This window comes from Streptomyces albidicamelliae (assembly GCF_025642175.1).
Lineage (GTDB): Bacteria > Actinomycetota > Actinomycetes > Streptomycetales > Streptomycetaceae > Streptomyces > Streptomyces albidocamelliae.
On sequence record NZ_CP106795.1, the window covers coordinates 2,705,402 to 2,720,464 of the forward strand.

The window sequence follows — 15,063 nt, forward strand, 5'->3', positions numbered from 1 at the left end:
GGCATTTCACACGCGGTCATCGCACCAGCTCCCGGGTCCAGAGGGCGGCGATGCCGTCCTCGTGCCGCCCGTAGAAGTTGTGGACCGTCGTGTAGAGATCCCAGGATTCCAGCAGCCCCCGGGGCAGCGGGGTGACGTGTGTGGGGTCCATGGCCAGAACGTCCACGACCTCGGGGTTCGGGGTGGTGATGACGAAGCCGCGCTTGGCGCTGGCCTTCAGCTCCTCGACCAACCGCCGCGGATCGCGCAGGTGCTCAAGGATTTCCAGTGCGGCGTACCAGTCGCAGTCGAATTCCGGCGTCCACTCCTCGATGTCCGTGCCGTCGATCCAGCCGTCGACCGGGACGTAGCGCCCCCGCCAGGCGTGGTCGACCCGCAGGCACACGTCCAGTTCGGTGTATCCGGCGCCGATGTCCACGACGATGTCACGATCGCAGAGACCGCCGCGGAGCATACGGTCGACGGCGACCAGGTAGCGCGACTTGCGCTCGTGGTACGGCCGCCGGTCCAGACGCGCATACTCCTCGCACGTGACCCTGAACCGGGAGCGCGCCACGTCGCCGGCGAGGTCGGCGTCCCCCCGGCGGCGGCACCGGGATGCGTTCCCCCGGTCCATGACGACATCCGCGCGATCGACGGGCGTCCCCATCCTGCACCTCCGGTTCTCTCGCAGGTCTTCTGCCTTCCTGCCGAACGTATCGATCCCCGGCACCGATCTGACGAGCCGATCGGCTGATCGCGTGGAGGACCGGACGCCCCTCCGGAGAGGGGCACAACGAGTGCGCGTCCCCCTCTCGACGCCGGCTCACAGGCCGGGATCGTCGAACTGGTCGAGAAGGAAGTCGACCGGGGCGAGGCCCGAGGCGGCGGACGCGCCGTCCTGGAGAAGCTGCTCCGTCCAGATGACCTTGCCGTGAGGGGTGTACCGCGTCCCCCACCGCTGGGCGAACTGCGCCACCAGGAACAGTCCCCGCCCGCCTTCGTCGGTGGTCGCCGCCCGCCGCATGTGCGGCGACGTGCCGCTTCCGTCCGACACCTCGCAGATCAGACAGCGTCCGCGGAGCAGCCGTACGCCGGCCGGTGGCGAGCCGTACCGGATCGCGTTCGTCACCAACTCGCTGACGATCAGCTCCGTGGCGAACGCGGTCTCCTCCAGCCCCCACTCCAGCAGTGTCTCCCGGCAGCGCGCCCGTACCGAGGGAACCACCGCCGGGTCCGGCGGCACGTCCCACATGGCCACATCCGAGCGCGGGAACCTCCGGGTACGTGCCGTCAACAGCGCGATGTCGTCGGAGGAGGGCGACGGCTTCAGCGAGTCGATCACCGCACGGCACGTCTCCTCCGGCGAGCGGCCCCCGGACCCGCCCAACGCCCCGCGCAGCCGCTCCATCCCGACGTCGATGTCGTGGGTACGGTCCTCCACGAGGCCGTCGGTGTACAGCACCAGTTGCGAACCTTCCGGCAGGGACAGTTCCACGGCCTCAAAGGGGTAGCCGCCCAGGCCCAGTGGTGCCGAGGCCGGCACTCCGGGGCAGGTGACCGTCCCGTCCGGGAGCACCACCACCGGCTCCGGATGCCCCGCACGGGCCATCGTGCAGGCCTCCGTCACCGGGTCGTAGATCGCGTAGAGGCAGGTCGCTCCGGTCACGCCCTCGCCTTCCCGGCCGTCCCTGGCGTCGTCCGTGTTCTCCTCGTTGTCCATGCGGACGACCAGGTCGTCCAGGTTCCCGAGCACCTCGTCCACGGGCAGGTCCAGGGTCGAGAAGTTGTGCACCGCGGTGCGCAGCCGGCCCATGGTCGCCGCCGCGTGCAGCCCGTGACCGACGACATCACCCATCACCAGGGCCACGCGAGCGCCAGGAAGCGGGATGATGTCGAACCAGTCCCCGCCCACCCCGGCTTCCGCGGGCAGGTACCGCCAGGCCACCTCCAGGGCGTCCTGCTCCGGCTGCCGCCGCGGCAGCAGGCTGCGCTGCAGCGCCACCGCCATCGCGTGCTCCCGGGTGAACCTCCGGGCGTTGTCGATGGCCACCGCCGCCCGCGCGGCCAGTTCCTCGGCGAAGGTGAGGTCGTCCGGCTCGAACGCCGCGGAATCCACCGTCCGGTAGAAGTTCGCCACGCCCAGCGTGACGTTCCGCGCCCGCAGTGGCACGGCCACCAGCGAACGCAATCCGCACTCCAGAGCCCTCCTGGCGCGCTCCGGATCCTGTTCCCGCCAGCCCTGTGCCTGCCGCAGGTCCGCCTCGAGCGTCACCCGTCGCTCCTGCAGCGCCCGCATCTGCGGCGTTCGGCGCGAGAACGAGATCATCTGGCCCCGGGGATACACCGGAACCATCCGCCGGTCGCCGCCGATCGCCGCCCGGCGCAGATGCCGCCAGCCTTCCGCCGTCGGCTCCCACCCCCGCAGCACCGCTTCGAGCAGATCCACCGTCACGAGGTCGGCGAACTGCGGCACCGCCACGTCGGCCAGTTCCTGGGCCGTACGCTCCACATCCAGCGTGGTCCCGATCCCCACCCCGGCCTCGTACAGCAGCTTCAGCCGCTCCCGCGCGACCTCGGCCCGCCCCGAGACCGCCGCCAGCTCCGTGGTGTCCCGCAGAGTCACCACGCTGCCCCCCGGGTCGGCCTGCGGGTACGTCGGCCGCTTGTTCACCGCCAGCAACCGGTCGCCCGCGAGACGGACCTCATCGGTGACCGCTTCCGGTGACGACAGCAGACGCGTGATCGGCTCCGGCAGTTCCAGCTCCCGCACCGGGCGCCCCCGGAAGTCCGCCGGCAGTTCGAGCAGCCGTGCCGCCTCGTCGTTGGCCATCAGCAGCCTTCCGTCGGCGTCGGTGATCAACACTCCTTCCCGCACCGCGTGCAGGACCGCGTCGTGGTGCCGGTACAGCTCCGCCAGCTCCACCGGGGCCATGCCGTACGTCTGCCGCCTCAGCCGCCGGGACACGAACATCGTTCCCGTCACGGCCAGCGCCAGCGCGGCCACGCCGCTGCCCAGGATGATCGGCAGCTCCGGCAGCCACAGCTCCGCCACGTTCCTGACCGTGATTCCGGCGGAGACCAGGCCGACCACCTTGCCCTGCGAGTCGGTCACCGGGACCACCGCCTGCACGTCCGTCCCCCTGCCCGCGGGCAGCGGCGGGCCGCCGGCCTGCTCGACGACGGTGCCGCCCTTCAGCGCCGGTTCGATGGTGCCTACGAACTTCTTCCCGATCTCGCGCGGGTAGGGATACGTGTAACGGATCCCCTCCGTGTTCATGACGATGACGAAGTCCACGCCCGCACGCTTCCGCGCCTCCTCGGCCCGTGGCTGGAGCACCGCCGTCGGATCCGGGCTCTGCAGCGCCTCGGCCACGCCGGGAGCACTCGCGAACGACTGCGCCGCGATGACCGACTCCCTGCGCCCCTGCTGCAGGGCGTCGTTCGCCGCCTGGAGCACCATGCCCGCCGCGGCGGCCGCGACCAGCAGGACCACGATCACGACCTGAAGGAGGAACACCTGACCGGCCGCACTGCGCAGGTCCAGCAGGGAGGCGCGACGTGCGCGCGAGCCCCCGACGAGCGGATGACGTTCCGGACCCCGTGGGCGCCCGGAAAATACTTCCATACACCCTTGATAACACCGCCGCGCGGAAGCCGACGCACACGCGATCGGTGCGTTCGCGTACTGCGGGACGTGCCCGTGCGGTGCCGTGGAGGGACGGCCTCTTCGGGGGCACCGAACCGAAGGGGCCGACGGTCAGTGACCGTCGGCCCCAAGGGATCGTTTCGGCGGAACCCCCGCCCCGACCTGCGCCTACAGCACCGGCAGGTTCTTCCGCAGCTCGAACGCCGTCACCTCGGACCGGTACTCCTCCCACTCCGACTTCTTGTTGCGCAGGAAGAAGTCGAAGACGTGTTCGCCGAGGGTCTCGGCGACGAGGTCGCTGCTCTCCATGAGGGTCAGGGCCTCGCCGAGGTTCTGCGGGAGGGGCTCGATGCCCATGGCGCGCCGTTCGGCGTTGGAGAGGGCCCAGACGTCGTCCTCGGCGCCGGGCGGGAGCTCGTAGCCCTCCTCGATGCCCTTCAGGCCGGCGGCCAGCAGAAGGGCGTAGGCCAGGTACGGGTTCGTGCCGGAGTCCAGGGAGCGGACCTCGACCCGGGCGGAGCCGGTCTTGCCGGGCTTGTACATGGGCACGCGGACCAGGGCCGAGCGGTTGTTGTGACCCCAGCAGATGTAGGACGGGGCCTCGCCGCCGGCGCCCGCCGTGCGCTCGGAGCCGCCCCAGATGCGCTTGTAGGAGTTGACCCACTGGTTGGTCACCGCGGAGATCTCGGCGGCGTGCCGGAGCAGGCCGGCGATGAAGGAGCGGCCGACCTTGGAGAGCTGGTACTCCGAGCCGGACTCGTAGAACGCGTTGCGGTCGCCCTCGAAGAGGGACAGGTGGGTGTGCATGCCGCTGCCGGGGTGCTCGGAGAACGGCTTCGGCATGAAGGTGGCGTGCACGCCCTGCTCCAGCGCGACCTGCTTCATGACCAGGCGGAACGTCATGATGTTGTCCGCGGTCGACAGGGCGTCGGCGTAGCGCAGGTCGATCTCCTGCTGGCCCGGCGCGCCCTCGTGGTGGGAGAACTCCACCGAGATGCCCATCGACTCCAGCATGGTGATCGCCTGGCGGCGGAAGTCCATGCCGACGTTGGTCGGGGTGTGGTCGAAGTACCCGGAGTTGTCGGCGGGGATGGGGCGGGAGCCGTCGAGGGGGCGGTCCTTCAGCAGGAAGAACTCGATCTCGGGGTGGGTGTAGAAGGTGAAGCCGAGGTCCGAGGTCCGGGCGAGGGCGCGCTTGAGGACGTAGCGCGGGTCGGCGAAGGAGGGCGAGCCGTCCGGCATGAGGATGTCGCAGAACATGCGGGCGGTGCCGGGGGTCTCCGCGCGCCACGGCAGGACCTGGAAGGTGGACGGGTCCGGCTTGGCGATCATGTCGGACTCGTAGACCCGGGCGAAGCCCTCGATGGCCGATCCGTCGAAGCCGATGCCCTCGTCGAAGGCCTGTTCCAGCTCGGCGGGGGCCACGGCCACGGACTTCAGGAAGCCCAGCACGTCCGTGAACCACAGGCGTACGAACCGGATGTCCCGCTCCTCCAAGGTCCGGAGCACGAACTCCTGCTGCTTGTCCATCTTCCGCTTCCCCATCCTTGCTGGTCAGGCCGCCGGTTCCCGGTGCCGCGGGAGGCGGTCGGGCACCTGAGCATCCCACCACAACACCATTTCATGCGCGTTGCGGACCTTGATCGCCGAAGCGACTCCGGGCTGAACGCCTCTCGTACGGCAGGTGTACTGCCCTCTCGCCCATCTTGCCTGCTCGCCCCGGCATCCGTCATGGCCGGTCCACGTCACCGAGTGAGGCACGCCACGCCGCTTTAGTTTGCATCCCGGAGCCACCCCCGGCCCATCGACGGATTCCGTGCCCTCTCTACGGAAGCGCCCCTCTCGCGCACTACGATCAACGGGCCCGACCCCTTCTATCCGCCCTTTCTGCCAGAAGGACTCACCTCATGGGTTCCGCCAAGAACAGCAGCACCGCGGCGCGCAAGGCGCGCGTCGAGGACATGCGGCGCGCCGAGCGTGCCCGTGAGCGCCGCAACCGGGTGCTCGTCGTCGCCGCGAGCGTGGTCGTCGTCGCCGGTCTCGTGGTCGGCGGTGTGGTGCTCGTGGACAAGCAGTCCGACAAGAAGGACTCGGTGGCGAGCGGCGACGCCAAGAACTCGGGCGACTCCGGGCACTTCACCACCGGCAAGGACGGGGTGCGGACATGGTCCGGGAAGCTGGCGCGGACGCACGTGACGACCAAGGTGTCGTACCCCATGCACCCGCCGGTGGGCGGCAACCACAACCCGGTCTGGCTCAACTGCAACGGTGACGTCTACACCGAGCCGGTGCAGGACGAGAACGCCGTGCACGCGCTGGAGCACGGCGCGGTCTGGGTGACGTACACGGCGAAGGCGAAGAAGGCGGACGTCGACGCGCTCGCGGCGAAGGTGAAGAAGACGCCGTACTCGCTGATGAGCCCGTACGCGAACCAGGACGCGCCGCTGATCCTGTCGGCGTGGGGCCACCAGGTGACGGTGAAGAGCGCGAGCGATCCCGAGGTGGACAAGTTCTTCGCCGCCTACGTGCAGGGGCGGCAGACCCCCGAACCGGGCGCCTCGTGCACCGGCGGGGCCATGAAATGAGCCGGCGGTACATCGGCTGGGTGGCGGGGGCCGCGGCGGCGGTGCTCGTCGCCGCGGGCGCGATCACGTACGCGGTCGCTGAGGACACCGGCGGCGCGGACCCGAAGACGCCGGCGGCGGACTCCGCCGACGCCGGGTTCGCCCGGGACATGGCCGTCCACCACCAGCAGGCCGTCGAGATGTCGTACATCGTGCGGGACCGGACCGGCGACGAGGACGTCCGGCGGCTCGCCTACGACATCGCGCAGACCCAGTCCAACCAGCGCGGCATGCTGCTGGGCTGGCTGGACCTGTGGGGGCTGCCGAAGGTGTCGGCCGATCCGCCGATGACCTGGATGGGCATGGGCGACATGCCCGCCGGCAAGGACGGCGCGCTGATGCCGGGCATGGCGACCAACTCCGAGCTGAAGAAGCTCGGGTCGCTCAAGGGGAAGCAGGCCGAGGTCCTCTACCTCCAGCTGATGACGGACCATCACAAGGGCGGCATCCACATGGCCGAGGGGTGCGTCGCCAAGTGCACCGTCGATGTGGAGAAGAGGCTCGCGCGGGGCATGGTGGACGCGCAGCAGTCGGAGCTCCAGGTGATGGCGGGGATGCTCGAGGAGCGCGGGGCGCGACCGCGTTCGTGAACAGCCGACAGGCCGTTCCGTTATCCAACCGTGAGGGATGAAAGAGGCAATTCCCCCCAAGTGACGAGCACTTGAGCTTCTCTTGACCCTCACGTTCCCCTGGCATGAACGGTTCATCGCCAGAGTGGCCACCGTCGTGTGATCCATTCGCCGGCCGATACCGCCGCGGGCCGGTGCGCGGGAGCTCGACGTTCCAGCCACTACATGCATGCGAACCGCATCGCAGGGGGTTCTATGAGATCCAACCGCGCCAAGGTGCGCGCCGGCGTGAGCATGGCAGCGACACTGCCCATGATCGCCGGCGCGCTGGCGCTGGGCATACCCGCGGCACAGGCCGCGGACAGCCCCGCACGTGACGTACTGAAGGGTTCCAAGCCGCTCTGGGCGACGGCCAAGGCGGACAAGGGCGCGGCGTCGAACGGCGCCCAGGTCAAGGCCCGGGTCTACCTGGCCGGCAAGGACGCCGCCGGACTCGCCGCCTACGCCAAGGCCGTGTCCGACCCGAACTCGCCGGCCTACGGCAAGTTCCTGAGCGCCAAGAAGGCCGAGGCCCGTTTCGGGGCCACCAAGGCCCAGGTGAGCGCGGTCAAGTCCTGGCTGAAGGCTTCCGGTCTGGAGGTCACCGAGGTCACCGCGCACTACGTCACCGTCTCCGGTGACGTCGCCGCCGCCGAGAAGGCGTTCGGCACCCAGCTGCACAACTTCGCCAAGGGGTCGAAGACCTACCGCGCCCCCGCGCAGACCGCGTCCGTGCCGGCCGGCCTCCGTGGCGCCGTCCTGACCGTCACCGGCCTGGACAACGCCCCGCACAAGTCGTCGCACCACGACCAGCTGCCGCCGCCGGACGCCGTGTTCAAGAACGCCGGGCCGTTCTCCTCGTACTACGGCTCGAACATCGCGAGCACGCTGCCGGACGCGTACGGCCACAAGATCCCGTACGCGGTCAAGGGCTACACCGGCAAGCAGCTGCGCGCCGCCTACGGCGCGGGCACCTACACCGGCAAGCACGTCCGCGTCGCCATCACGGACGCCTACGCCTCGCCGACCATCGCCTTCGACGCGGGCAAGTACGCGCAGAAGAACGGTGACGCGGCCTGGAAGACCGGTCAGCTGCACCAGGTGCTGCCGAAGAACTACACGAAGACCGAGGAGTGCGGGGCGGCCGGCTGGTACGGCGAGGAGACCCTCGACGTCGAGGCCGTGCACGCGGTCGCGCCGAACGCCGACGTCACCTACGTGGGCGCCGCGTCCTGCTACGACGACGACCTGCTGGACTCGCTCAGCAAGATCGTCGACAACCACCTGGCCGACATCGTCTCCAACTCCTGGGGCGACATCGAGGCCAACCAGACGCCGGACCTGGCCGCCGCGTACGACCAGGTCTTCCAGCTGGGCGCGGTCCAGGGCATCGGCTTCTACTTCTCCTCCGGCGACAACGGCGACGAGGTCGCCAACACCGGTACGAAGCAGGTCGACACCCCGGCCAACTCGGCGTGGGTGACCGCGGTCGGCGGTACCTCGCTGGCCGTCGGCAAGGGCGACACGTACCAGTGGGAGACCGGCTGGGGCACCGAGAAGGCGACCCTGTCGCCCGACGGCAAGAGCTGGAACGGCTTCCCCGGCGCCTACACCTCGGGCGCGGGCGGCGGCACCAGCAAGACCGTGCCGCAGCCGTACTACCAGAAGAACGTCGTGCCGAAGGCGCTGGCCACGGCCAACAACGCCGCCGGCAACCGCGTCGTGCCGGACATCGCGGCCATCGCCGACCCGAACACCGGCTTCCTGGTGGGCCAGACGCAGACCTTCCCCGACGGCTCGGAGAAGTACAGCCAGTACCGCATCGGCGGCACTTCGCTGGCCGCTCCGGTCATCGCGGCGGTCCAGGCCCTCGCCCAGGAGGCGCGCGACGGCAAGGCGCTCGGCTTCGCCAACCCGGCGATCTACGCCAAGTACGGCAAGAAGGGCGTCTTCCACGACGTCACGGACAACCCGACGGGCTCCGGCCTGGCGGTCGCCCGCCTGGACTTCGCCAACGGCTTCGACGCCGCCGACGGCCTGCTGACCTCGGTCCGCAGCCTGGGCAAGGACAGCTCGCTGTCCGCGGTGACTGGCTACGACGACGTGACCGGCGTGGGTTCGCCCGCGAACGGCTACGTGCAGTCGTACCGCAAGCACTGATCCCGCGGATCGGCTGAGCGGAATCCGCTGAGCGGAATCGGCCGAGGGGCGTGGGGTGCCGGGCACCCCACGCCCCTTCGTCGTGCCGGACACGCGCCTCAGTGGCGCAACGCCCCCGACTCCTCCGGCAGATGCGAGGTGACGACCCGCCCCGCCGACGCCGGCGCGGACTGGCGGCGGCGGTCGACCGCGCGGGCCGCGCCCGCCACGCCGAGGCCCAGGACGGCCAGCACGGCGCCCGCGAGGGCCGGTGAGGTGACGCCGAAGCCGGCCGCGAGCGCGAGGCCGCCGATCCAGGCGCCCCCGGCGTTCGCGAGGTTGAAGGCCGCCTGGTTGGCGGAGGAGGCGAGGGACGGGGCCGCGGCGGCCTTCTCCATCACCATCAGCTGCAACGGCGAACCGGTGACGAACGCCGCCGTGCCGAGCAGGGTCACGGCGACGGCCGCGCTCCACTCCGCGCGCATCAGCAGCGGGAAGAGGGCCAGGACCGCGGCCAGGGAGACCAGGCCGCCGAAGAGCGTGCCGCGCAGGGAGTGGTCGGCGAGACGGCCGCCCAGGAGGTTGCCCGCGGTGGCTCCCACGCCGAAGAGCGCGAGCAGCAGCGTCACATGGGCCTGCGCGAAGCCGGCGGAGTCCGTCAGCATCGGGGTGACGTAGCTGTAGGCGGCGAAGAGCGCGCCGAAGCCCGCCACGGTGGTGCCGAGGGCCAGCCAGACCGGCAGCGAGGTGAGGGCCGCCAGTTCGCCGCGCAGGCCGGTCGCGGAGGCCTGGGTGTGGTCGTGCGGGATGAGCAGGGCGAGCGAGGCTATCGCGACGAGCCCGATCACGCTCACGCCGAGGAACGTGGCCCGCCAGCCGAGGTGCTGGCCCATCAGGGTGGCGGCGGGCACGCCCGCGATGTTGGCGACGGTCAGGCCGAGGAACATCAGGGACACCGAGCGGGCCTTGCGCTCCGGCGGCACCATCGCGGTCGCGACGACCGCGCCCACACCGAAGAAGGCGCCGTGGGGCAGGCCGCTGAGGAAGCGGGCGGCCAGCAGGGAGCCGTTGCCGGGGGCGAACGCGGAGAGCGCGTTGCCGACGACGAACAGGACCATCAGACCGATGAGGACCGTGCGGCGGGACATGCGGGCCGTGACCGCGGCCAGCAGCGGGGCGCCGATGACGACGCCCAGCGCGTAGGCCGAGACCAGGTGCCCGGCGGCGGGGATCGAGATGTGCAGGTCGTCCGCGACATCGGGCAGCAGGCCCATCATCACGAACTCGGTGGTACCGATGCCGAAGGCGCCCACGGCGAGGGCGAGCAGGGCCAGGGGCATGAAGGGAGGACCTCTCAGAGCGACGGTGCCGTACGGGGTTCGAGTCTCGCAGTAAGTTCCCCGACGGAACAAATGCTCTCGGGTCCGGTATTCCAGCGGGTTACGCGCCTGTGTCCAGCTTCACACGGGCTGCCACCGGCAAGTGGTCGCTGCCCGTGCGCGGCAGCGTCCAGGAGCCCTCCGGCTCCACGCCCCTGACCATGATCTGGTCGATCCGGGCCATCGGGAACGAGGCCGGCCAGCTGAACCCGAAGCCGCTGCCCGCCGCGCCCTGCGTGGAGCGCAACTGGGAGGTGACGGCGTTGAGCGAGCGGTCGTTCATCGTGCCGTTGAGGTCGCCGAGCAGGACCACCCGCGGCAGCCGTTCGTCGGCGATGGCCTCACCGAGCGCGTCGGCGCTCTTGTCGCGCTGCCGCGCCGTGAACCCGGCTTTCATCTTCACCCGCACCGAGGGCATGTGCGCCACGTAGACCGCGACCGGGCCCTGCGGGGTGGCGACGGTGGCACGCATCGCGCGCTTCCAGCCGAGCTTGATGTCCACGGCCCGTACGTCGGTCATCGGGTACTTGCTCCACAGCCCGACCGTGCCGACGACCGCGTGGTGCCGGTAGGTCCCCGCGAGCGCCTTCTCGTAGACGGGCAGGGCGGAGGCGGGCAGTTCCTCCAGGGCGAGGAGGTCGGCGCCGGACGCGGCCACGTCGGTGGCGGTCGCGGCCGGGTCGGGGTTCTCCGCGTTGACGTTGTGGGTGGCCACCATGAGGTCGCCGCCGCTGCCGGTCTTGTCGGTGAGCAGTCCGCCGAAGAGGTTCAGCCACACGATCGCCGGGAGCAGGAGCGCGACGAGCGCGGTCGCCGACTTCCGGACCAGGGCCAGGACCAGCAGCACCGGCACAGCCACACCGAGCCAGGGCAGGAAGGTCTCGGAGAGGGAGCCGAGGTTCCCCACCCGGTTGGGGATGCGGGAGTGCACCAGCATCACGAGGGCGAGCAGCAGCGCGAGCACGGCGAGCACGATGCCCCGCCGCCAGATCCGTGGATCGCCGCGCCAGCCGTGCAGCAGCCTGTGCGCGAGGCGCCGAAGCCGGGATCCTGGTCGCTCGGGCCCCGAGCCGCCGTTGTCCGTCTCCGTCATGTACGCCTGCTGCGCCATACCGTCTGCCTCACTGCCTGCCGTGCACACCGTCCGCCCCCGTGCTCTTCCGACCCTAGGGGATGATCGGCTCCGTTCCGCCGTCCCATGACGGCCGTACGGAAGACGATGACGAACGAAGCGGGGCCGGGGGTTCCGGTCACCCCCGGTGCACGCGTGGTCTGTGACGAAACGCGCACATTGATGCTACGAGGCTGTCGAGCTGACGGGTCGTAGGCCCGCGAGGACCGTGTCGACGATCCGCTCCGCGAGATCCTCGGGGAGTTCGCCGTCGGGACGCATGATGGTGCGCACCAGCATGGGGCCGCTGAACAGGTCGTTGGCCAGTTCCAGGTCGATGTCCGGCCGCAGTTCGCCGTTCTCCTGCCCGCGGCGCAGCACTTGCAGCGCGAGCGCGCGCCGGGGCGCGACGACACCGGCGTGGTAGGCGGCCCAGATCTTCGGGCTGGACTTCATCTGGACGTACACGTTGTGCAGGATGGCCGACGTACGGCTCCTGAGGCCGCGCTGGCGCAGCGACTCCAGCAGGACGACGAGGTCGTCGCGCATGGAGGTGCCGGGCAGTTCGGGGTCGGGGGGTTCGGCGGCGCGCAGGACGTCGACGAACAACTCCTCCTTGCCGCTCCAGCGGCGGTAGATGGTGGCCTTGCCGACGCCGGCCGTGCGGGCTACGCGCTCGATGGAGACCTCGGCGAGGGGCACGCCCTCCTCCAGGAGCTTCATCACGCCTTCCAGGATGGCGTGTTCCACGGCCTCACTGCGCGGTCGGCCCCGCGCGGGTGCGACCGGTCGCGTCCGGCTGTCGGCAAGGCTCACTCGATCCGTCCTCTCGATGGGCTGCGGTCATCTTCCCGCAGCCTCCTCCTTCCCCCGTGGAACATCACCGGGCTTCAGTCCGTGGCGGCGACCAACTCCGCCTCCTTCTCGCCCTGCTGACCGGCCGGCGGCTTGCCCGGCAGGAACAGGGCGGTCACCACGGCGCCGATCAGCGCGACGCCCGTACCGCACAGGGCGGTGACGTGCATGGCGTGCAGGAAGGCGTCGTTGGCGGGGGTGATGAGGGCCCGGCCCTGCGGGCCGAGTCTGGCGGCGACGCCGAGGGTGGCCTCGATGGACTCGCCGGCGGTGTCGCGCAGGCCGGCCGGCAGCGCGCCGAGCCTGCCCTCGATGCCGTTGCGGTACGAGGTGGCGAGCACCGAGCCGAGGACGGCGATGCCGAGGGCGCCGCCGACCTGGCGGAAGGTGTTGCTGAGCGCGGAGGCGGAGCCGGCCTTCTCGCGCGGCAGGGCCTGCATGATGACGACCGAGGTCGGCGTCATGATGTGCGCCATGCCGGTGCCCATGAGGAAGAAGACGACCTCCAGCAGCCAGATCGGGGTGTCCGCCTCGAAGGTGGCGAACACGGCCAGGGTGGCCGCGATCAGCAGCAGGCCCGCCGTGGTGGTGGCCTTGTTGCCGAACCGCTCGACCAGCAGCCGGGCGCGCGGTGCGAAGATCAGCTGGGCGAGGGCGAGCGGCAGCATCAGGACGCCGGACTCCAGCGGGGAGTAGCCGCGCACGCTCTGGGTGTAGAAGACGCCGAAGAACGTGACGCCCATCAGCGCGAAGAAGACCAGCGCGATGGCGCCCATGGCGGCCGAGAAGACCTTGTTCCTGAAGTAGGTGACGTCCAGCGACGGGTGGTCGCTGCGCTTCTCGTAGAGGACGAACGCGGCCAGGACGAGGATTCCGGCGACGATCGTGGCGAGCACCTTGGCGTCGGTGAAGTCGGCCAGCTCGCCCCCCTTGATGATGCCGTAGACCAGCAGCACCAGGCCGACGACGGAGAGGACCACGCCGATCGGGTCCAGGCGGCCGGGACTGGGGTCGCGGGAGTCGGGCACCAGCCAGGTCATCAGCACCAGCGCGACGATCACGATCGGCACGTTGACGAAGAAGACCGAGCCCCACCAGAAGTGGTCGAGGAGCGCGCCGCCGGTGATCGGGCCGATGGCGATGGCGAGGCCGACACCGCCCGCCCAGATGCCGATCGCCTTGGGCTGCTCGTCGCGTTCGAAGACGTTCATGAGCACGGCGAGGGTGGCCGGCATGACGAAGGCCGCGCCGAGCGCCATCAGCGCGCGGAAGGCGATCAGCTGCCCCGGGGAGCCGGACTCGGCGGCGAGCGCGGAGCCGATGCCGAACACGGCGATGCCGCCGAGCAGGACCTTCTTGCGGCCGACGCGGTCGCCGACGAGTCCGGCGGTGAACAGCAGGCCGGCGAAGACGAGGGTGTAGGCGTTGATCGCCCACTCGATCTCACTCTGGGTGGCGCCGAGGCCGATCGGCGCGGGGGTGGAGATGGTCTTGATGGCGACGTTCAGGATCGAGTTGTCGAGCACCACGATCAGCAGGCTCAGCATCAACACGCCGAGGATCGCCCAGCGGCGCCGGTGCACCGCTTCCGGTATCCGGGAGGCAGGGACGGGACTTGTCATGGGTCCGAGCCTAGAACCATTTCGATACGGAACCGTCTCGTATCTTATTTTCTTTACCAAGGCCTTACACGTTTCGGCCATGGGTGGGGATCACAGGGGCCCCCTCTGGTCGTGACTGGCACGAGGTGCCACCATGGAGACGATCCGGGGACGCCGTGAGGGCGCCTCGAGATGACTGAAGGAGCCGTTGCCATGACGCAGCTTTCGGCTGCCCAGAACAAGCCTTCCGACGGCAGCAAGGCGCTGTACGGGGGGAAGGGCACTCGCCGCATCACGGTCCGCGACATCGCCCTCGCCAAGGAGCGTGGCGAGAAGTGGCCCATGCTCACCGCCTACGACGCGATGACCGCGTCCGTCTTCGACGAGTCCGGGATCCCGGTGATCCTCGTCGGTGACTCGGCGGGCAACTGTCACCTCGGGTACGAGACCACCGTGCCCGTCACCCTCGACGAGATGACCCTGCTCTCGGCGGCCGTCGTACGCGGGACGAACCGCTCGCTGATCGTCGGCGACCTGCCCTTCGGCTCCTACCAGGAGGGCCCGGTGCAGGCGCTGCGCTCGGCGACCCGGCTGGTGAAGGAGGCCGGCGTCGGGGCGGTCAAGCTGGAGGGCGGCGAGCGCTCGCACGAGCAGATCCGGCTGCTGGTGGAGTCCGGCATCCCGGTGATGGCCCACATCGGCCTGACCCCGCAGTCCGTCAACGCGATGGGCTACCGCGTGCAGGGCCGGGGCGAGGAGGCGGCGCAGCAGCTGCTGCGCGACGCCAAGGCCGTGCAGGACGCGGGCGCGTTCGCGGTCGTGCTGGAGCTGGTGCCGGCGGAGCTGGCCGCCGAGGTGACGCGCGTGCTGCACATCCCGACGGTGGGCATCGGCGCCGGTTCCGAGACGGACGCGCAGGTCCTCGTGTGGACCGACATGCTGGGGCTGACCTCCGGCCGGGTGCCGAAGTTCGTCAAGAAGTACGCGAACCTGCGCGAGGTCATGGGGAACGCGGTCAAGGAGTTCGCCGAGGACGTCGTCGGCGGCACGTTCCCGCTGGAGGAGCACTCCGTCCACTAGACCACTGCGGCAACACCGCCGGCAGCCCGTCGATCTTC

General features: G+C 70.4%; 11 protein-coding genes. 4 read left to right on the top strand and 7 right to left on the bottom strand.

The features are described from left to right. Positions 1–16: 16 nt before the first annotated feature. The 3 genes from N8I86_RS12530 to glnA form a co-directional block, all read right to left on the bottom strand. Complete coding sequence (locus N8I86_RS12530; RefSeq protein WP_263277783.1) at positions 17–616, bottom strand: methyltransferase domain-containing protein; 600 nt, start codon at positions 614–616, stop codon at positions 17–19. 189 nt (positions 617–805) lie between these two features. Continuing rightward, positions 806–3,607 (bottom strand): SpoIIE family protein phosphatase, encoded by a 2,802-nt coding sequence (locus N8I86_RS12535; RefSeq protein ID WP_263277784.1) that lies wholly within the window; start codon positions 3,605–3,607, stop codon positions 806–808. A 189-nt stretch (positions 3,608–3,796) separates the two neighbouring features. Beyond that, complete coding sequence (gene glnA / locus N8I86_RS12540) at positions 3,797–5,158, bottom strand: type I glutamate--ammonia ligase (RefSeq protein ID WP_073893314.1); 1,362 nt, start codon at positions 5,156–5,158, stop codon at positions 3,797–3,799. Between the two features lie 377 nt (positions 5,159–5,535). Here glnA and N8I86_RS12545 point away from each other — a divergent pair, with 377 nt between their 5' ends. The 3 genes from N8I86_RS12545 (at position 5,536) to N8I86_RS12555 (ending at position 9,020) form a co-directional block, all read left to right on the top strand. Beyond that, positions 5,536–6,213 (top strand): DUF3105 domain-containing protein, encoded by a 678-nt coding sequence (locus N8I86_RS12545; protein WP_073893317.1) that lies wholly within the window; start codon positions 5,536–5,538, stop codon positions 6,211–6,213. Continuing rightward, positions 6,210–6,842 (top strand): DUF305 domain-containing protein, encoded by a 633-nt coding sequence (locus N8I86_RS12550; RefSeq protein ID WP_263277785.1) that lies wholly within the window; start codon positions 6,210–6,212, stop codon positions 6,840–6,842. The genes N8I86_RS12545 and N8I86_RS12550 overlap by 4 nt, the downstream gene beginning before the upstream one ends. A gap of 234 nt (positions 6,843–7,076) precedes the next feature. After that, positions 7,077–9,020 (top strand): S53 family peptidase, encoded by a 1,944-nt coding sequence (locus N8I86_RS12555; protein ID WP_263277786.1) that lies wholly within the window; start codon positions 7,077–7,079, stop codon positions 9,018–9,020. A gap of 98 nt (positions 9,021–9,118) precedes the next feature. On the opposite strand, the gene N8I86_RS12560 is transcribed toward N8I86_RS12555, so the two are convergent. The 4 genes from N8I86_RS12560 to N8I86_RS12575 form a co-directional block, all read right to left on the bottom strand. Then, positions 9,119–10,339, bottom strand: a complete 1,221-nt coding sequence (locus N8I86_RS12560) for an MFS transporter (protein ID WP_263277787.1) — start codon at positions 10,337–10,339, stop codon at positions 9,119–9,121. Between the two features lie 100 nt (positions 10,340–10,439). Continuing rightward, positions 10,440–11,489 (bottom strand): endonuclease/exonuclease/phosphatase family protein, encoded by a 1,050-nt coding sequence (locus N8I86_RS12565; RefSeq protein WP_263277788.1) that lies wholly within the window; start codon positions 11,487–11,489, stop codon positions 10,440–10,442. 186 nt (positions 11,490–11,675) lie between these two features. Beyond that, a complete protein-coding gene (locus tag N8I86_RS12570) occupies positions 11,676–12,305 on the bottom strand; it encodes a TetR/AcrR family transcriptional regulator (RefSeq protein WP_185091403.1) in 630 nt (209 codons plus the stop codon). A gap of 74 nt (positions 12,306–12,379) precedes the next feature. After that, the gene (locus N8I86_RS12575) at positions 12,380–13,966 is read right to left on the bottom strand and encodes an MFS transporter (protein WP_198960394.1); all 1,587 of its coding nucleotides are present in this window, start codon (positions 13,964–13,966) and stop codon (positions 12,380–12,382) included. Positions 13,967–14,158: 192 nt separating this feature from the next. Between N8I86_RS12575 and panB the strand changes: the two genes are divergently transcribed. Next, positions 14,159–15,025, top strand: a complete 867-nt coding sequence (gene panB, locus N8I86_RS12580; protein ID WP_073893333.1) for a 3-methyl-2-oxobutanoate hydroxymethyltransferase — start codon at positions 14,159–14,161, stop codon at positions 15,023–15,025. The last annotated feature ends 38 nt before the right edge of the window (positions 15,026–15,063 follow it).